At 73.2% G+C, this 16,115-nt stretch carries 17 protein-coding genes; 7 read left to right on the top strand and 10 right to left on the bottom strand.

The window, feature by feature from the left end; genetic code table 11:
• Positions 1 to 20: 20 nt before the first annotated feature.
• A complete protein-coding gene (locus ACFU5F_RS14110) occupies positions 21 to 2,147 on the bottom strand; it encodes a SpoIIE family protein phosphatase (RefSeq protein WP_383886595.1) in 2,127 nt (708 codons plus the stop codon).
• 229 nt (positions 2,148 to 2,376) lie between these two features.
• Between ACFU5F_RS14110 and ACFU5F_RS14115 the strand changes: the two genes are divergently transcribed.
• Both ACFU5F_RS14115 and ACFU5F_RS14120 read left to right on the top strand, forming a co-directional pair.
• Positions 2,377 to 3,429, top strand: a complete 1,053-nt coding sequence (locus ACFU5F_RS14115; RefSeq protein WP_383886597.1) for a hypothetical protein — start codon at positions 2,377 to 2,379, stop codon at positions 3,427 to 3,429.
• Positions 3,430 to 3,487: 58 nt separating this feature from the next.
• Positions 3,488 to 4,540 (top strand): hypothetical protein, encoded by a 1,053-nt coding sequence (locus ACFU5F_RS14120; RefSeq protein ID WP_383886599.1) that lies wholly within the window; start codon positions 3,488 to 3,490, stop codon positions 4,538 to 4,540.
• A 71-nt stretch (positions 4,541 to 4,611) separates the two neighbouring features.
• On the opposite strand, the gene ACFU5F_RS14125 is transcribed toward ACFU5F_RS14120, so the two are convergent.
• The gene (locus ACFU5F_RS14125; protein WP_383886601.1) at positions 4,612 to 5,574 is read right to left on the bottom strand and encodes a cyclase family protein; all 963 of its coding nucleotides are present in this window, start codon (positions 5,572 to 5,574) and stop codon (positions 4,612 to 4,614) included.
• A 277-nt stretch (positions 5,575 to 5,851) separates the two neighbouring features.
• On the opposite strand from ACFU5F_RS14125, the gene denD reads away from it, so the two are divergent.
• Both denD and ACFU5F_RS14135 read left to right on the top strand, forming a co-directional pair.
• Entirely contained in the window at positions 5,852 to 6,910 is a 1,059-nt protein-coding gene (denD, locus tag ACFU5F_RS14130; RefSeq protein ID WP_383886603.1) for a D-erythronate dehydrogenase, read from the top strand.
• 71 nt (positions 6,911 to 6,981) lie between these two features.
• Positions 6,982 to 7,842 carry an oxygenase MpaB family protein gene (locus ACFU5F_RS14135; protein WP_383886605.1) on the top strand — a complete coding sequence of 287 codons (861 nt, stop codon included), beginning with the start codon at positions 6,982 to 6,984 and terminating at the stop codon, positions 7,840 to 7,842.
• Positions 7,843 to 7,930: 88 nt separating this feature from the next.
• Here ACFU5F_RS14135 and ACFU5F_RS14140 read toward each other — a convergent pair whose 3' ends face one another.
• Positions 7,931 to 8,299 carry an STAS domain-containing protein gene (locus tag ACFU5F_RS14140; protein ID WP_383886607.1) on the bottom strand — a complete coding sequence of 123 codons (369 nt, stop codon included), beginning with the start codon at positions 8,297 to 8,299 and terminating at the stop codon, positions 7,931 to 7,933.
• 173 nt (positions 8,300 to 8,472) lie between these two features.
• Between ACFU5F_RS14140 and ACFU5F_RS14145 the strand changes: the two genes are divergently transcribed.
• Positions 8,473 to 8,955, top strand: a complete 483-nt coding sequence (locus tag ACFU5F_RS14145) for an ATP-binding protein (RefSeq protein WP_383886609.1) — start codon at positions 8,473 to 8,475, stop codon at positions 8,953 to 8,955.
• 277 nt (positions 8,956 to 9,232) lie between these two features.
• On the opposite strand, the gene ACFU5F_RS14150 is transcribed toward ACFU5F_RS14145, so the two are convergent.
• The 3 genes from ACFU5F_RS14150 to ACFU5F_RS14160 form a co-directional block, all read right to left on the bottom strand.
• On the bottom strand, positions 9,233 to 9,418 hold the full coding sequence (locus tag ACFU5F_RS14150) for a hypothetical protein (protein WP_012998494.1): 186 nt from the start codon (positions 9,416 to 9,418) through the stop codon (positions 9,233 to 9,235).
• Positions 9,419 to 9,577: 159 nt separating this feature from the next.
• On the bottom strand, positions 9,578 to 10,696 hold the full coding sequence (locus ACFU5F_RS14155) for a sensor histidine kinase (RefSeq protein ID WP_383886611.1): 1,119 nt from the start codon (positions 10,694 to 10,696) through the stop codon (positions 9,578 to 9,580).
• On the bottom strand, positions 10,693 to 11,364 hold the full coding sequence (locus tag ACFU5F_RS14160) for a response regulator (protein ID WP_383886613.1): 672 nt from the start codon (positions 11,362 to 11,364) through the stop codon (positions 10,693 to 10,695). The genes ACFU5F_RS14155 and ACFU5F_RS14160 overlap by 4 nt, the downstream gene beginning before the upstream one ends.
• A 240-nt stretch (positions 11,365 to 11,604) precedes the next feature.
• Here ACFU5F_RS14160 and ACFU5F_RS14165 point away from each other — a divergent pair, with 240 nt between their 5' ends.
• Entirely contained in the window at positions 11,605 to 12,006 is a 402-nt protein-coding gene (locus ACFU5F_RS14165; RefSeq protein ID WP_383886615.1) for an SgcJ/EcaC family oxidoreductase, read from the top strand.
• 196 nt (positions 12,007 to 12,202) lie between these two features.
• Here ACFU5F_RS14165 and ACFU5F_RS14170 read toward each other — a convergent pair whose 3' ends face one another.
• Positions 12,203 to 12,496 (bottom strand): hypothetical protein, encoded by a 294-nt coding sequence (locus ACFU5F_RS14170; RefSeq protein ID WP_383886617.1) that lies wholly within the window; start codon positions 12,494 to 12,496, stop codon positions 12,203 to 12,205.
• Complete coding sequence (locus ACFU5F_RS14175; protein WP_383886619.1) at positions 12,493 to 13,440, bottom strand: SPFH domain-containing protein; 948 nt, start codon at positions 13,438 to 13,440, stop codon at positions 12,493 to 12,495. The genes ACFU5F_RS14170 and ACFU5F_RS14175 overlap by 4 nt, the downstream gene beginning before the upstream one ends.
• A gap of 328 nt (positions 13,441 to 13,768) precedes the next feature.
• Here ACFU5F_RS14175 and ACFU5F_RS14180 point away from each other — a divergent pair, with 328 nt between their 5' ends.
• Positions 13,769 to 14,317, top strand: coding sequence for a DUF1062 domain-containing protein (locus ACFU5F_RS14180; RefSeq protein ID WP_383886621.1), 549 nt, complete (start codon positions 13,769 to 13,771; stop codon positions 14,315 to 14,317).
• Between the two features lie 64 nt (positions 14,318 to 14,381).
• Here ACFU5F_RS14180 and ACFU5F_RS14185 read toward each other — a convergent pair whose 3' ends face one another.
• Both ACFU5F_RS14185 and ACFU5F_RS14190 read right to left on the bottom strand, forming a co-directional pair.
• Positions 14,382 to 15,548: an NAD(P)/FAD-dependent oxidoreductase gene (locus ACFU5F_RS14185; protein WP_383886623.1), complete on the bottom strand. Its 1,167-nt coding sequence runs from the start codon at positions 15,546 to 15,548 to the stop codon at positions 14,382 to 14,384.
• A gap of 52 nt (positions 15,549 to 15,600) precedes the next feature.
• Positions 15,601 to 15,954 carry a hypothetical protein gene (locus ACFU5F_RS14190; protein ID WP_383886761.1) on the bottom strand — a complete coding sequence of 118 codons (354 nt, stop codon included), beginning with the start codon at positions 15,952 to 15,954 and terminating at the stop codon, positions 15,601 to 15,603.
• Positions 15,955 to 16,115: the final 161 nt, after the last annotated feature.

A 16,115-nucleotide genomic window follows, 5' to 3' on the forward strand; every position in this document is an offset into this window, starting at 1 on the left:
CGAAGCGGAACGGCCGCCGCCTACCGGTTGCGCAGCAGGAGCAGGGCGACGTCGTCGGTACGGGCCCGGTGCGCGCCGCCGTGCTGGAGGAGGCTGTCGGCGAGGTCGTCGAGCGGCTGGTCGCCGTGGGCCGTGAGCCGGCGGGCGAGGGCCGCGATGGAGTCGGTGATGTCGGTGCCGGGGGTTTCCACGAGGCCGTCGGTGTAGAGCGCCAGGACCGCTCCCGCGGGAAGCGGAAGGGTGGTGACCGGATAGTCGGCCTCCGCACCCGTACCGATGCCGAGCAGGGGGCCCGGCTCCACCGTGAGCGCGAGGGTCCGCGGTGCGGGAGCGGGCTCACGCAGGAGCGGGGGCGGATGTCCCGCACTGGCCAGGTGCAGGCGCCCCCCGTCGAGGTCGATGTGGAGGTACAGACAGGAGACGAAGAGGTCGGTCTCCAGGTCCGTCAGTACGCGGTTGGTGCGGGCCAGCACCTCGCCGGGAAGCGCGCCGGCCGTGGCGTGGACAGCGGTACGGACCTGGCCCATGAGGGCCGCGGCGTGCATGCTGTGCCCCTGTACGTCCCCGATGACGGCGGCGGCGGTCGAGTCGCCCAGCCGGATCAGATCGTAGAAGTCGCCGCCGACCCCCATGCCGTGCGCGGCCGGCAGATAGCGGGCGGCGACGGCGAGACCGGGGAAGTCCGGCAGCGCCGACGGGAGCAGGGCCTGCTGCAGACCGTGGGCGAGGTCGTGCTTGGCGTCGTACAACAGTGCGCGGTCCATGGCCTGGGCGATGAGTCCCGCCAGTGACACGAGGACGGCGCGGTCGCCGGCGCTGAAGGGGTGCGGGTCGTCGTACGACAGGACGCAGCAGCCGACGCGGCGGTCGGAGACCAGCAGGGGCAGGAAGGCCCAGGCCCGTTTGCCGCTGAGTTCCGAAGCCCGGGGGTAGGCGCGGGCCATCTCGGCGGGGTCGGCGAAGAAGGCGGGGAAGCCGCTGTGCAGGACGTGCCCGGCGGGGGTGAGATCGGTGTCCAGGGGCAGGCCGTCCAGGCGGGCGACGTTGCGTGGGTCGTAGCCCTGGTGCCCGGTGATCCTCAGACGGCCGGCGTCGGCGGCGGCCAGGACCATGCCCTGGGCGCCGAACGCGGGCAGGATCTGGTCGGCCGCCACGTTGACGACGTCGGCCACGGTGACGGTCTGGCTCAGGGCCGCCGCCAGGTGGATCAGCTGGTGGATCCGTCCGGTGCCGGTTCCCGTGGGCGTGGCGGCCGGGCCCGGGGTGACGCGGGGCGGTGACGTGTCCGCCGTCGGCCCGTGGGGGCGGGGTGAGACGAGGGCGCTGATGCCGCTGTCGTCAGGGTAGAGCCGGATGTCGAGCCAGTGGTCGGGCGGGCGCAGCGCGGTGTAGGCGACGGGTTCGCGGGTCAGGACGGCGGTCCGGTAGTGGTCCTCGTGGAGCGGATCGTCGAGCCAGGGCACGGACTGCCACGGCAGGGTGCCCAGGAGGCGGTCGGCCCGTCGGCCGAGCAGTTGCGCGGCTGCGTCGTTGAGGTAGGTGATGCGGCCCTGGAGGTCGAAACCGAGGGCGCCGACGGGCATCCGCTGCAGCAGGTCGGCGGCGGCCAGTCCGGCCTGGGCCGGGTCCGGGCCGGGCCGGTGCAGGGGGACGGCACGCGGCTCGTCGGGGATGTCGCGGGAGGCGGGCGTCTGGTCCAGGACCTGGGTGAGGCGGCTCGCGCCGGCCAGAACGTTCCCGCGTTCCCGCCGGGTCAGCGAGGGCGGGTGGCTTTTGGGCCACACCAGAGCCAGGGCTCCCCAGCGGCGGACCCCGTGCAGAGGAGTGAAGGCCAGCGCGAACTGGTAGGGCAGGCCGGCCGCGGTGTTCGGGTACAGACGGGCCATGTCCTCCTGCCGGCCCACCCAGACGAGGCGGTCCTCCCGCACCGCCTCGGAGAGCGGGCCCGCGGCCGAGACCGCCACCCGGCGCCACGGTGCCACCGCCATCGTCGGCACCCCGCACACCGAGGCCAGGCACAGGACCGGATCGGCCGCCGACAGCAGGTAGATGCCCGCTGCCAGCGCCCCGGTACGCCGCACCGTGCCACTGAGCACCTGGTCGAAGGACGACTCGTCACCCGGCGTGACATCACTGCCATCACTCACATAGTCGACAGTAAGCCGCCGCAGGGCCGAACGGGATCCGGGGCGTTACCGCGGGCGCCGGATCGGGGCGGACCGTTACCGGGGCCAGGGTGGTCGCCGGGGGGCCTCCGGACGAGGGGCTGTGCCACCGCCGCGACCGCCGTGGCGAGGCGCGATCGGCCGGATGACGTCTGTTCACCGGCGGGTGTACGCCAATAGCGTGTGCGACCTTCGCGTTCTGGGGGGTCTCATGAACGGTCTCCGTGCGGTCGTCGTCTGTCTGGTGATCGTGTGCGCGGCGGTGGTGTCACCGGCCGCGGCCGTGACGCCGAGGAGCTGGACGCCCCTGCCCGTGCCGGCGGCGGCCCCACCGGTGACCGTGACCGATCTCGCCGCCCGCGGACCCAGGGAGGCATGGGCGACCGGATACGAGACCGCGGCCGACGGACTCAGACCGGTGCTGTACCGGTGGGACGGCTCGGCGCGGAACCGCGACACGACCTTTCCCGGCGCCGGCGAGCCGGGCGGGCTCGAGCAAGTGCGGTTCGTCGACCGGGAGGTGTGGATCCTGCGCACCCGCGCCGGGGCGGCGGAGATCCTGCGCCGGACGGCGGGAGGCTGGAGCGTCCTCCCGGTACCCCGCACCCTGTGGACCTACCAGGACTTCACCGCCGTACCGGGTGCCGCGTGGGTGGTCGGCGAGGACGACTCCGGGCTGAAGATCCTCCGCCACGACGGTTCCGGCTGGACCACGCAAGCCGCCCCCGACGGTGTGCGGTACCTGATGGGGATCACCGCGCGCACCGCCTCCGACGTGTGGGCCTGGGCCGACACCAGCACCGGGAGCGCCATTCTGCGCTGGGACGGCACGGCGTGGCGCGACGCGGACGTGCCGCTGCCACCGGACAGCAACGTGCACACGGTCCTGCTCGAACCGTCCGGCCGGGTCACGATCGGCGGCAGCCGGTACACCGAAGGCGTGGCGCGCACCTACCTGATGACCGGCGACCGGCACGGCTGGCGCACCACCCACCCACCGCTGGGCGACACCGGCGCCGAGGCGATGGTGCGCGGCCCGGACGGCGCGCTGTGGCTGCCGGTGCGCAGCGACCGCGCCTTCCGGTCGAAGTACGCACGGGTGGACGGCTCGCGCACCACCTTCTCGTACGGCCCGGAGCGGCAGAACGCGATCGACGTCAAGCCCCGTGCGCTGGCGAGGGCCGGGGCCTCGCTGATGTCCTTCGGGACCGCCGAGATCTACGGCTCGAAACCGAACCTGATGAGCGAGCGGCTGGGAGGCTGACCATGGCACGCCGACTTCTGGTCGCGGCCCTCGCCGCCGCCCTGACCCTGCTCACCCGATGACCTCGGCAGCGGCCGACACCCTGTCCTGGCAGCACGTCCCCGTCCCCGCACAGGTACGCCCCCAGGCCGGGCTGAACGAGGCGGTGGCCTTCGGACCCGACCGGGCGTGGGCCGTGGGAACCGACGCCGTGGGCCGGGAGGCGCCGGGCTTCCCCCTGATGCTGCGCTGGGACGGGACCGCGTGGCAGCGACGGGCGCTGCCCGGGATCGGCTGGCAGGGAGAGCTGCTGTCCGTCGCCGGGACCTCACCGGCCGAGGTCTGGGCGGTCGGGCGCGACGCGGCGGGGGCCACCCGGCTGCTCCGGTCCGACGGCGCCACGTGGTCCGAGACCCGGCCGCCGCGCGGCGTCGTCCTGACGAAGGTCGTGGCCGGCGGCGGCGAGACCTGGCTGATCGGTTCCCGGGAGGGAGCGCAGGCGCTGCTGCGCCGGGACGGACGCGCCTGGCGGGACGTGCCGGTGCCGCCCGGAGCCGTCTACGGTCTGCACATCCTCGCGGCCGACGACGTCTGGGCCGCGGGCGCGACCGGCTCGGGTGCCGCCGTGTCGCACTGGGACGGGCAGGCGTGGCGGCAGACGATCGTGGACGGGTTCCCGCGGTCGGCCGTGGGCAGCGTGCTCGCGGTGTCGCCGACGGAGGTGTGGGCGGGCGGCACGGCGGGCTTCGTCGGCGGACCGGTGGGACGGCCGGTCCCGCCCCTGCTGGTCCGCTTCGACGGACAGACGTGGAGCCACGTGACCGTGCCCACCGACTTCGGCTCGGTCACGTCACTGACACCCGCCGCCTCCGGTGCGCTGGCCTGGGTCGCGGTGGCACGCTCGCAGAAGTGGGGCCCGCCGGGCAGTCAGCCGCCGTTCGTCCCCGGGCCCGACTTCCTCGCCTGGAACGGACAGTCGTTCACCGAGTACGGCGAACCGGCGGTGGCCGGTGAGGGAGACTCCGCGCGGCTGCAGTTGGCGCCGGTGCCGGGCACCGGGACGGTGTGGTCGGTCGGCCGCGCCGACGGCCCGGAGGGCACCTTCGCCCCACGCATCCTGCGCTTCGGGTGAGAACGGGTACCTCCGGCCGCTCGAAGGGCTGTCCTGGCCCGCGGGACAGCGGACGCGACCCTGCGGCGAGGTCACAGCACGGCCACCGGGTTGACGGGCGACCCGGTGCCGCCCGGCACGTTCAGGGGTGCCACGACGGTCAGGAAGGCGTACCGGCCGGCTTCGGCGCAGGCGGCGGAGAGCGCCTCCAGGTCGAGGTTGTCCAGCAGGGGTACGCCCATGGCGGCGATGGCCAGGGCGTGCACGGGGGAGGACACGCCCTCCACGGGAGAAGGCCGGACGTCACTGTCGCCGTCGCCGCCCAGCAGCGCGATGCCGCGCCCGGCGAGCAACGGCATGGCATCGACGTGCAGGCCGGCACTGGCGGCGTCGGGGTTCCAGGGCCCCAGCTCGCGACGGCGCCTGAAGCGGCCGGACCGCAGCAGGACCGCGTCGCCCTCGCCGATGGTCACCCCCAGGGCCCGCTCTGCCGCCAGGACGTCGTCGGCGTGCACGGCCGTACCGGGTTCCAGCCAGTCGCGGCCGAGCACGGCGGGCAGGTCGATCAGCACACCTCTGGTCACCAACGGGCCGAGCGCGGCGACCGCGCCGAAGCGGGCGCCCCTGGCATCGACGGATTCCCGCGCGTCCCGCCCCCCGTAGAGCCGGCCGCGGTAGGCGATGTGCGACAGGGCATCCAGATGACTGACCCCCTTGCCGTGGTAGTCCGCGGCGATGAAGTCCTTGTTGCAGGTGGGCTCCGGCGGCTCGACGTCGCCCAGCTCGGTCATGTGGTGCAGGGCCGGCCTGCTGTTGTCGGGACCGGGCACGGTGTTCCACGGCAGGGCCATCGGGACGACCGTGCCGGACCGCACCAGCGCGGCCGCCCGTCGCACGTGGTCCGGAGTGATCCGGTTGACGGCACCGCGGTCGGCCGGGGTCCAGCGCCCCCAGCTGCGCAGCCGGTCGAAGAGGGCGTCGAATTCCGTACGCGTCACGGCGGGGCCGTTGTCGGGAGGGCCGGACGGGGGCGGGCCGGAGGGCAGGGTGGTCATGGGCGTACGCGCTCCCAGGGGCGGACGGGCACGGGCGGGCCGAGGCCGGGAGGCCGTGGCGCGGACGGTGCGAACAGGAACGTTCTCCGTGTTCTCCCCCACGGTGAACCACCTTCGGGATTCCCACGAGCCGGACCGCCGTGGTGTCCTCTCACGGCGGCCCCTGCGACACGAGTCCGGCTGCGCCTGCGCCGTCCGGAGCCGTCCGCCGGTTCCCGCGGGCGTCCGTGGGCATGCTGCATACCCGGACCCGACCGACCGCAGGGAAGGACGCCGTATGAGGATCGTCATCACGGGCGGCTTCGGCTTCCTGGGACGACAGCTCACCCGCGCACTGCTCGGAACCCGGACCTTTCGCGGAGCACCGGTCGACCGCCTGGTGCTCGTCGACCGCATCGTGCCGCTCGGGCTGCCGCCCTCGTCCGACCCGCTCGTGGAGATCGTGCACGGTGACCTGACCGGCCGTCTCGACGACGTGTTCGCCCGGCCCGTGGACGTCGTCATCCATCTCGCGGCAGCCGTCTCGGCCGAGTGCGAGGCCGACTTCGACCTCGGGATGGGTGCCAACGTGGACACCACACGGGCCCTTCTCGAAGCCGCGCGGGCCCAGACGGCCGCCGGCGGGCCGACGCCGTGCCTGGTCTTCTCCAGCAGCGTCGCGGTCTACGGTCCGGACCCGGCCCTCCCGCTTCCGCCCGTCGTCAGCGAGTCGACCCTGCCCACGCCGCGATCGAGCTACGGCGTCCAGAAGCTCGTCTGTGAGCAGCTGATCGCGGACTACACCCGGCGCGGCTTCGTCGACGGTCGTGTCGCCCGGCTGATGACCGTGGTGGTGCGGCCCGGACGACCGAACGCGGCCGCTTCGGGCTTCCTGTCCGGCATCGTCCGCGAACCCCTCGCGGGCCACGCCGCCGTCTGTCCCGTCAGCCCCGGCCTGCGAGTGGCCCTGGCCTCACCGCGACGTACCGCCTGGGCGGTCCTGCGCATCGCCCAGGCGGAGCGCGGGGTGGGCAGAGGGCGGCTCGCCGGCGCGCTGCCGGTCAACCTCCCGGCCCTCACGGTCTCGGTCGCCGAGATGCTGGCCACGCTGCGGAAGGTGGCCGGCGACGCCGTCGCCGACCTGGTGACCGTCAGGCCCGACCCCGCCGTCGAGGCCATCGTGGGCTCCTGGCCCTCCGCCTTCGACACCACGCGCGCCGCCGCCCTCGGGCTGGCTCCCGACCCGGACTTCGCATCGGTGCTGCGTGCCTACGCCGCCGACCATCCCGACGCGGTCCTGCCCGGCCCGGCACGCACGACGGGACCGCCGGACCCGGGCCCACCGGCCGACCGGTAGGGCGCGTCCGCGCTGCCGCCGGGTAACGGCCGGGATCGCGGACACTGGACACAGGAGAGGGGAGGCCGACCGTGTTGACCACAGTCCGTGCGCAGCTGGGCCAGGCCCTGTTCCGCCGTGTCGCCGGGCCCGACGGGCCCGCCACGCGTGCCCGCATCCATGACACCCCCGGCCCGCGCTGGTTCGGCCCCGACCGCCCCATCCGTACCGTGCACGGGGATGCCTCGATGTTCATCGGCGGGCTGAGCGCTCTGCTGCTGCAGTCCCTGCATCCGCTCGCCATGGCGGCGGTGGCCGGGCACTCCGGGTACCGGGGCGACCCCTGGGGCCGGCTGCAGCGCACCAGCACCTTCCTCGCCGTGACCACCTACGGCAACGCGGCAGACGCCCAGCGGGCGGTCGACCACGTCCGTGGCATCCACGAACGGATCCGCGGGACGACCGCCGAGGGGGTGCCGTACCACGCGGCCGATCCGCATCTGCTCGGCTGGGTGCACGCCGCAGAGACGGACAGCTTCCTGCGCGCCCACGCACAGTTCGGGGCCCATCCGCTGGACGCCGCCGACTACGACGCCTACGTGGCGGACACCGCCCGCGTCGCCGCCGCGCTGGGGGTGAGCGACCCGCCCCGCGACCGCCGCGAGCTGGCCGAACGGCTGACGGCCTACCGGCACGAACTGAAGGCCACCCCCGAGGCCCGGGCCGCCGCCCGCTTCCTGTTGTTGCAGCCTCCCCTGCCCCTCGCCGTACGGCCCTTCTACGGTGGGCTGGCCGCGAACGCCGTCGCGCTCCTCCCGCCCTGGGCCCGCGGCATGCTCCGGCTGCCCCGGGTACCGGTGGTCGAGAACCTCGCCGTACGCCCCACCGGCCAGGTCCTGACCCGGACCATCCGCTGGGCCATGACCCCACCCGGCCGGTCCCGGCCGACGTGAACCGCAGGAACCGACATGATCGACGAGGACCGCGGGGCCAGAAGGACCACGAGGGCCACGGGGTCACGAGGACCACGAGGACCGCAGGTCAGGCGGACAGGGCCTGTTCGGTGGTGGGGTGACAGGGGATGAAGGTGTCGACGCCGACCAGTTGCAGCACTCGCAGTACGGGCTCCTGGGCGGCCGCGATACGCAGCCAGCCCCGCCCGCCGCTCACCCGCCGGTTCGCGGCGACGAGGACGTTGATGCCGCTGGAGTCCATGAAGGTCACGCCGCCGAGGTCCACCACGATCCGCGGAGGCGTCGCCGCGTCGCCCCCGGCGAGCAGTGCCTCGTCGAAGAGGTCCTTGACGTCGTGGTCGATCTCCCCCCGCACGGTCACGACCCGGACGTCGTCGACCACGTGGTGTGCGACGGAGAGCCGGCCTGGCCGGTCCGCATTCTCGATGGCGGTCACCGTCTCCTCGACTCGCTTAGGCTGGCCCCGGGTCAGGGCGTTCACCGATGATTCTGCCCCACCGTCCGGGCCGGACACACCCGGGCGGCTGTGTCGAGCGGCGCCTGCGGTGGCATAAGTGACGGTATGGCGGGTACTGGCGTGCGTGGGTACGGGGAATGAGGGCGAGGCTCGTGGGGTCCTATGCCGATGGTGACGGCTCGACCGCGCCGGACGGTCCGCTGCTGCACGCCGGTTTCGCCCTGGACGGGGACGACGCCTGCATCGCCGACGCCCGCCATCACGCGATCGACTTCCTCGACCACGCCCGTACCGAACGCCACCTGCCCGTGAGCGCTCGCGCGCGGGACCTCACCCAACTGGTCGTCAGCGAGCTGGTCACCAACGCGCGCAAGTACGCTCCCGGACCCGTCCTGATGGAACTGCGCATCACGGCCGACAGTGTCGAGATCGTCGTCTGGGACAGTGACCCCACCGTTCCCTCGGCCCGCGCCGCCGACCCCGACAGGGTCGGCCAGCACGGCCTGGAGATCGTCAAGGCCGTCGCCGAGGACCTGTTCGTGGAGCAGGCGTCGGTCGGCAAGCGCATCACGGCCCGCCTCGCCCTGTCCGACCCGCCCGGCGCCGACGGCACCGCCGCCCGCGGCCGGGCGTGAGGCTCGACGCACACCCGCCTGAGGCGAGGGCCACAGACGTCATGCCGGCGCTTCCGGGGAAAGAGATCACCGACGCCTTGGGGCACGACGTGGACGCCTCGCTGAGGGCCACGCTCCTGGTCAACGCCTCCCGGGGAGCCCGCCGCGCCGGCACCGAGGGTCGTGCGCGCCCTTGGTCGCCGTGGTCACGACGCCTCCGGCGGTCATGTGCGGGACGACGCCATCGTGCTGTGCCTGGACTGGTACGGCCCGCGCACCGACAGCCCGCGGACGGGTCCTACGCGACCTTGAACTCGATCTGGGTGATGGCCGGTCCGTCGCCGGTGACCTGGCCCTCCTTGATGGACTCCGTCCAGGAGCCGTCCTGCTGGAGTTTCGCCAGAACGGCGGGGGAAAGGCTGACCGTGATCTGGATGCCGCCCCCGGCGGACGGGGCACGGTCGATGCGGATGTCGTTGCTCATGCCGACGAAGCTACCTCCAACACGTGGGCTGCCACGGGGCGTTGACGATTTACCCGAGGACGTGAGGTTACGGGCCGATCGGTCCGGTCCGGCGTTCCGCTCACCCGCCGGGAGGCCCCCCGGCACGGGATACGTGCCTCAGTCCGTGCCGAACGTGCCTCAGTCCGTGCCGAGGGGGACCCGCAGCCGCACCCGGTAGCCGCCCTCCGGAGCCGGACCCGACTCCAGGGTTCCGCGCAGGATGTCGGCGCGTTCCCGCAGGCCGACCAGACCGAGCCGGGAGCCGGGCAGGGCCAGGGAGGGGCTGGTGGGCGGGGAGTTGGTGACGGTCACTCCGACATGGTCGCCGTCGTGCCACAGCTCGACGGCGGCGGTGGCACCGGGGGCGTGCTTGCGGACGTTGGTCAGCGCCTCCTGGACCGTGCGGTAGAGGGCCCGTTGGGCGGGCGTGCCCACGCCGGGCGGGAGGGCGCCCGTCAACCGCGCCTGGATGCCGCTCGATCCGACCAGGTCGTGCAGGTCGGCGAGCGTGGGCTGGGGGGTCAGCTCGGTGGCGTGGCCGCCGGTCGCGCGCAGCAGGGTGACCATGGTGCGCAGTTCGTCGAGCGTCGTGACGCTCAGCGAACGGATCGTGCGGGCGGCCTCCTTGGTGTCCGTGTCCCTGGTGGAGACCTGAAGGGCACCGGCCTGTACGGCGATGAGGCTGACCTGGTGCGAGACCACGTCGTGCATCTCACGGGCGAGCCGGGTGCGTTCGTGGGCGAGCGCGGCCTGGGCGTGCAGGGCCCGCTCCTGCTCCCTGGCCTCCTCGACCTCGGCCAGTCGCCGTCCCAGATCCCGGTGCGCCTGCACGAGTTGCCCGACGAGGGCCGGGACGACAGCAATGGCCAGGTTGTACACGAGGGTGATCAGCGTCATCGTCCGGCCGACCTCGGCGAGCCCGGCGAGCGGCCAGGGGGTGCTGCTCGCGACGGCGACCAGAGCGACGCCTCCCGCGAGGAGACGGCGGTCGCGGGAGCGTTCGGCCAGGCTGTACAGGGCCAGGAGAGGCGCGAGGGCCACCTCCTGGGTGAGGGCGATCGGGAGGGTGAGCAGGAAGACGCCGACGGGGAACCTGCGCCGCAGGACCAGCGCGGCACACCCGAGCGCGGCCAGGGCGAGACCGGCCCGCGACTCGTCCCACAGGTTCAGCCACACGTCGACGGCGGCCACGGCCGCCAGGACGACGTCCATGACGGGCGTGGGTACTCGCTCCCACACCGTGCGTGCCCGGCTCATCCTCCGGCCTCCGGCCGCCGGCCCTCGTCCAGAAGCCCGGCGCGCTGTGCCAGCAGAGCCGCCTGCACCCGGCTGGTCACCCGCAGCTTGGTGAGGATCGCGCTGACATGGTCCTTGACCGTGCCGGCACCGAGGTGGATGCGGGCGCCGATGTCGGCGTTGGACAGCCCCTCCGCCACCAGGACGAGGACGTCGCGCTCGCGCGAGGTGAGCAGCCGGACCCGCGCCGCGTCCTCGTCGACGGCCGAGGCGTTGCCGGGGTGGCTGTGCAGCAGGGTCCGCGATGCCTTGGGGGACAGCACCACGCCGCCCGCGGCCAGGGTGCGTACCAGGTGGGCCAGTTGGTCCGGCTCGGTGTCCTTGAGGAGGAAACCGGCCGCGCCGGAGTGCAGTGCCGTGAGGATGTACTCGTCGGCGTCGAACGTCGTCAGCATCGCCACGATCGGAGCGTCCGGCATCGTCCGCAGCTCCCGGAGCACGGTGAGCCCGTCGACGTCCGGCATCCGGATGTCCAGCAGCACCACGTCGGGCCGCGCCCGCCGTACGGTCTCCACGGCTCCGCTCCCGCCGGCGGTCGCGACGACCTCGATGTCCTCGGAGGCGCCCAGGATGAGCCCGAACCCCGAACGGACCAGGGCCTCGTCGTCCACCACCACAACCCGGATCACGTGCGCTCGCTCTCGTCCTCGCCGTCCCGCCCTGCCGACACGACACTAGAGTCCGAAATGGCCCCGGTCGCGCACGGAGCCGCAGGTCCAGCCACCCGGCGGGGTATCACCCTCCGATCGGCAGGGGTGCGGTGTGGGCCCCTCGGACGCCGCGGGGCGGCCCGCGGACGGCCGACACGATCCACTTCTTCTCTTCGCCCCCTTGACCTCAAGCCCGGTCGAGGTCGCAGAGTGATCCTCATGAACACCGAGACCGCGGACGCCGCGGACATGAAGGCCGTCGAAGAGGTCGTGGCCACCGTCGAACGCACCCAGCGCGCCAGGGACGTCGAGGGGTTCCTCGCGCTTTTCCACCCCGAGGCCCTGTGGACGACCGCCCACGGAAAGGTCCTGATCGGGTTACCCGCCATCGCCGAGTTCACCCGGGAGGTGCTGCCCGGTGCGGTGTGGGACGGCGAGGTCACGTACGAGGTGGCGCACACGCAGTTCCTGCGCCCGGACGTGGCGGCCGTCAAGGTCCGGCAGGTCTACCACTCGGCGGAGGGTGACACGGAGGGCGCGCCGCTGTACGTCATGACCAGGCAGGCAGACGGGACCTGGCTGCTGCACGCCTGCCAGAACACCGCCGTCCGGCGGGACTAGGGCCCTTCTGACGGATCTCCGCGGCGTCGCGACGCCCGGCACGCCCTCTCCCCGCACCGGGCGAAAGCCCACGTACGTCCAGTACGAGGTCTTCCGCCCGGCACGCCGAGAGCACGCACCGAACGCCGCTCCTTCTCCCACGGAGACCCGTCGGACGGGCCCTAGCGTCGGCCGGGGCGGTCGTGCGCGGAGCGGATCACGCGTCCTCTCCGGGCTGCCGCGGGTTCTCGCCGGCACCGGACGACTTCGGTGGACGGCCCCGGCGGGGCAGCGGCCCCGCCGCCCCGGGCAGCCGCCCCGCCTCGGACAGCGCCCTGCGCAGCAGGAACTCGATCTGCGCGTTCGTGGAGCGCAGCTCGTCTCCGGCCCACCGGGCCAGTGCGTCGTGAACCAGCGGGTCGAGCCGCAACAGCACCTGCTTGCGCTGTGCGGCCGACCGCTTCGGGGCCGGGTCGGCGCCCGGCCCGTCGTCGGGTGAGGGGGGCGTCACTGGTACAGCGACCCGGTGTTGAGCACGGGCTGTGCGGCCCTGTCCCCGCACAGCACCACCATCAGGTTCGACACCATCGCGGCCTTCCGCTCCGAGTCGAGCTCGACGATGCCCTGTTCGGCGATGCGGGCGAGCGCGGCCTCGACCATGCCGACCGCCCCGTCGACGATCTGGCGCCGGGCCGCGACCACGGCGCCGGCCTGCTGCCGCTGCAGCATCGCCGAGGCGATCTCGGGCGCGTACGCGAGGTGGGTGAAGCGGGACTCGATGATCTGCACACCCGCCGCCTCCACACGCGCGTGGAGCTCGACGGCGAGCTTCTCGGTGATCTCCTCCGCGTTGCCGCGCAGGGAGAGACCCTCTTCGTCGTGCGCGTCGTAGGGGTACTCGATGGCGATGTGCCGTACGGCCGCCTCGGTCTGGGTCGAGACGAACTCCAGGAAGTCGTCCACCTCGAAGGAGGCCTGCGCGGTGTCCTCGACCTTCCACACCACGACCGCGGCCAGCTCGATCGGGTTGCCGTAGGCGTCGTTCACCTTCAGGACGGCCGTCTCGTGGTTGCGTACCCGCGTCGAGATCTTGACCCGGGACGTGAACGGGTTGACCCAGCGCAGGCCGTCGGTGCGGATCGTCCCCCTGTAGCGCCCGAACAGCTGGACGACGCGGGCTTCGCCCGGGGCCACCATGTTGAGGCCGCACATGGCGAGGAACGCCGCGACACCCAGCAGGATCCCGCCGACGATCAGCGCCGCCTTCACGCCGGACGAGGTGGACACGGCTCCGAGCACCACGAGACCGACGCCGGCGGCCAGGCCCACCAGCCCCAGCAGCAGGGCGAGCCCGCCCCCGATGGAGTGGGCGGGGAACTCCCGTACGCGCGGCTCGGGCATGTCGGGGAGGTCCATCGCGTCCGGAGCGTTCGGTGTGCGGTCGTGTGTGCTCATGGTGTTCTCCCCGAGATGAGTGGCCAGAGATGCCGGGCGAGGCCGGTCCCCGGTGGGGCATCCGCCTCGCTATTTAGCATAGTGATATCACTTTAATGGGCCGCGGCCAACCTCCGCTCCTGTCGAAGCGCTCCGCACCGCCGGAAAAGCAGTGGAGCGGCGGCCCTGTGCGCTCTACCGTGCTGCCGAGCCAAGTCATCCGTCGTCTGGGTAAGGACGTGCCGTTGTACACCGTGTGAGACCTCCCGAGCGCTGATTCGTCGCGCGTCGCACCCGTGCGCCGCGCTGCTTTTTGCTGCGGACTTCTCACTGGAACCGGTGTATCTCTGTGCTCGACAACTGGCTCGTCATGCCCACCTGCCTGCCGCTCGTTCGCCGCCGCTGCCACGCGTGCGCGTCCGACCGCTTCCGGGCGAACGGCAAGTTCCGCGTCAACGCCCACCACAAGCTGATCGACGTCTGGCTCCTCGCGCTCTGCGCGGGGTGCGGGGACACGGCCAAGATCACGATCCTGGAGCGGACGAACGTGCGCTCCGTCCGGCCTGAGCTGCTGGAGCGGCTGCATGCCAACGACCTCGCCCTGACGGCCGAGTTGCTCATGGATCCGGCCGTGCGGCGCCGTAATCGCATCGCCCTCGACTGGGACGGCGCCTGGCGGCTCGACACCGGCGGCTCGGATCACCTCGACCGCGAGGTGATCGACGTCGCGGTCCGCTTCGCGGCGCCGATCCCGGTCCGGCCGGTGCGGCTCATCGCCGAGGGGTGCGGTCTTTCGCGGGCCGAGGTCGGGAGACTGGCGACGGAGGGGAAGATCGTGTCGGCGGTACGGCTGGGCGGCAGGACCTCCGGCGACTTCACCTTCACGCTCAAGCGCTGAGCCGCCGGACCAGGGCCTGCCCGGCGAGGGCTGCCGGGCAGGCCCTGGTCCTGGATGCCGTCCGCTACTGCTCACCCAGTCCGACGGCGCGCTGGTCCACGTCGATGTCCGCACGGGCCACGCCGGTGAACCGGGTGGGACGGAAGGCCCCCAGGAGATCCTGCGCCAGGTCGGTCGTGATCTCGGCCGCGGCCAGGCGCCCCAGAACCGGTGCCAGGGTGACCCCGCTGTGCGAGACGAGACAGTAGACGCGGGACCGTGCGGAGGCGTAGCCGGCGATGGTGTGACCGTCCGCGGGCAACGACCGGATGCCGACGCGCAGATCGACGCGCACAGTACGGGCGGGGTCGGGCAGCACCGTGCGGAACCGCCGGACGAGGGCCTTCGCGAGGTCCCCGTCGGCGGACGGGGGGTCCCGCGGATCGACGGCCGCGTTCAGGTCGAGTGCCTGCAGGACGGTCTGTCCGCCGGCGGCCGGGCGCAGGTTGAGGCCGGGGCTGTGGATCACGCACCGCAGGTCGAGTCGCGGCTCCCTGGCGTATCCGAGCAGACCGACGGTCTGCGCTCCGCGCGCGGTGTCCGTCACCATGGGGACGTCGATCCCGGCCCGCGCGGCCAGCCGCCGGGTCCAGCGGCCCGCCGCCAGGACGACGCAGTCGCCTCGGCACACCCGGCCTCCGGCCAGGGTGACGGCGACTCCGTCCGGCCCGTCGTCGACGGCCTCCACCTCGCCGGTCGCGTACGTGGCTCCGTGCCGTTCGGCGTCCGCCAGCAGGTTTCTGACGAACAGGTCCGGCAGAACGTATCCCTCGGTGGGGAAGTGCGCGAGGGAGGTGACGGCCGCCGGGACACGCAGGGAGCCCGCGATCCGGACGGCCTCGTCGGCCGTGACCCAGTGCGCGGGGTAGCCGAGGGACCGCAGTCGTGCCACGTTGTCGGCGAGTCGCGGCTCGTTCGCGGCGTCCGCCCACTGCAGGGCTCCGCTGGGGAAGTAGGAGGGTGCGCCGGGCAGTTGACCGGCGAGGCGGGCGTGCCCCTCCATGCCCGCGAGGTTCAGCCGGTGGTAGGCGGGGTGCGGCTTCCGGCTGGAGTTGGTCCAGGCGAAGGTGGTGGCGGACGTGCCGGTGCCGGCTCCCCGCCGATCGAGCAGGAGAACGTCCGCGCCGGCGACGGCGAGATGCCTCGCGACGCTCACTCCCAGCACACCGGCACCGATGACGATGACCTTCATGGTCTGCGTGTCTCCTCTCGGTTCGCAGGGCGGGGCATGCCGCTCGGGCCGCTCACGCCGTCGGGACCGGAGGTTCCAGGAAGAACTCGGCGGTTCCCGGACGGACGACGGTCGTGACCCCCTCGACGGTGCTCCCGTCGGTACGCAACTCCCTGCGCCGCCTCAGCGCGGGCGCGCCGATCCCGCTGTGCGGCAGCGCGGCGTCGTGCTCGTCGAGGACGACCGGGTCCAGACAGGGCCGGACAGGGTCGATCGGCACGCCCCTGCGCCGCACATACGGGAGGGTGACGAGGGTTTCGAGGTTCTCGCTCAGCAGGTCGGGGGCCGCCGCGAACAGCACCACGTGGCGCTCGACGGACTGCGGCTCCTCGCGGACATCGAGCTTGCGGCGGACCGGTTCCACCACGGCGGTGTCCGCGGCGGCGCCGGGCAGGCGCAGGACGGCGTCGGCGGCTGACGACCCGTGCGGAGACGACGTCGTGCCGGCCCGGGGTGCCCTTGGCCGCGGTCGCGGGGGTGACGAAGTTCAGCAGGTCGGTCTGGCGGGTCACATCGGCGACGAACGTG

Origin of the sequence: Streptomyces sp. NPDC057438, from assembly GCF_042802995.1 — a bacterium.
Classification (GTDB): domain Bacteria; phylum Actinomycetota; class Actinomycetes; order Streptomycetales; family Streptomycetaceae; genus Streptomyces.

Bases quoted from the DNA above. Each gene is read 5' to 3' on its own strand.
- ACFU5F_RS14175 (WP_383886619.1), bottom strand. From the start codon at position 13,440: ATGAGCACACACGACCGCACACCGAACGCTCCGGACGCGATGGACCTC.
- ACFU5F_RS14120 (WP_383886599.1), top strand. From the start codon at position 3,488: ATGACCTCGGCAGCGGCCGACACCCTGTCCTGGCAGCACGTCCCCGTC.
- ACFU5F_RS14115 (WP_383886597.1), top strand. From the start codon at position 2,377: ATGAACGGTCTCCGTGCGGTCGTCGTCTGTCTGGTGATCGTGTGCGCG.
- denD (WP_383886603.1), top strand. From the start codon at position 5,852: ATGAGGATCGTCATCACGGGCGGCTTCGGCTTCCTGGGACGACAGCTC.
- ACFU5F_RS14125 (WP_383886601.1), bottom strand. From the start codon at position 5,574: ATGACCACCCTGCCCTCCGGCCCGCCCCCGTCCGGCCCTCCCGACAAC.
- ACFU5F_RS14165 (WP_383886615.1), top strand. From the start codon at position 11,605: ATGAACACCGAGACCGCGGACGCCGCGGACATGAAGGCCGTCGAAGAG.
- ACFU5F_RS14155 (WP_383886611.1), bottom strand. From the start codon at position 10,696: ATGAGCCGGGCACGCACGGTGTGGGAGCGAGTACCCACGCCCGTCATG.
- ACFU5F_RS14150 (WP_012998494.1), bottom strand. From the start codon at position 9,418: ATGAGCAACGACATCCGCATCGACCGTGCCCCGTCCGCCGGGGGCGGC.
- ACFU5F_RS14185 (WP_383886623.1), bottom strand. From the start codon at position 15,548: ATGAAGGTCATCGTCATCGGTGCCGGTGTGCTGGGAGTGAGCGTCGCG.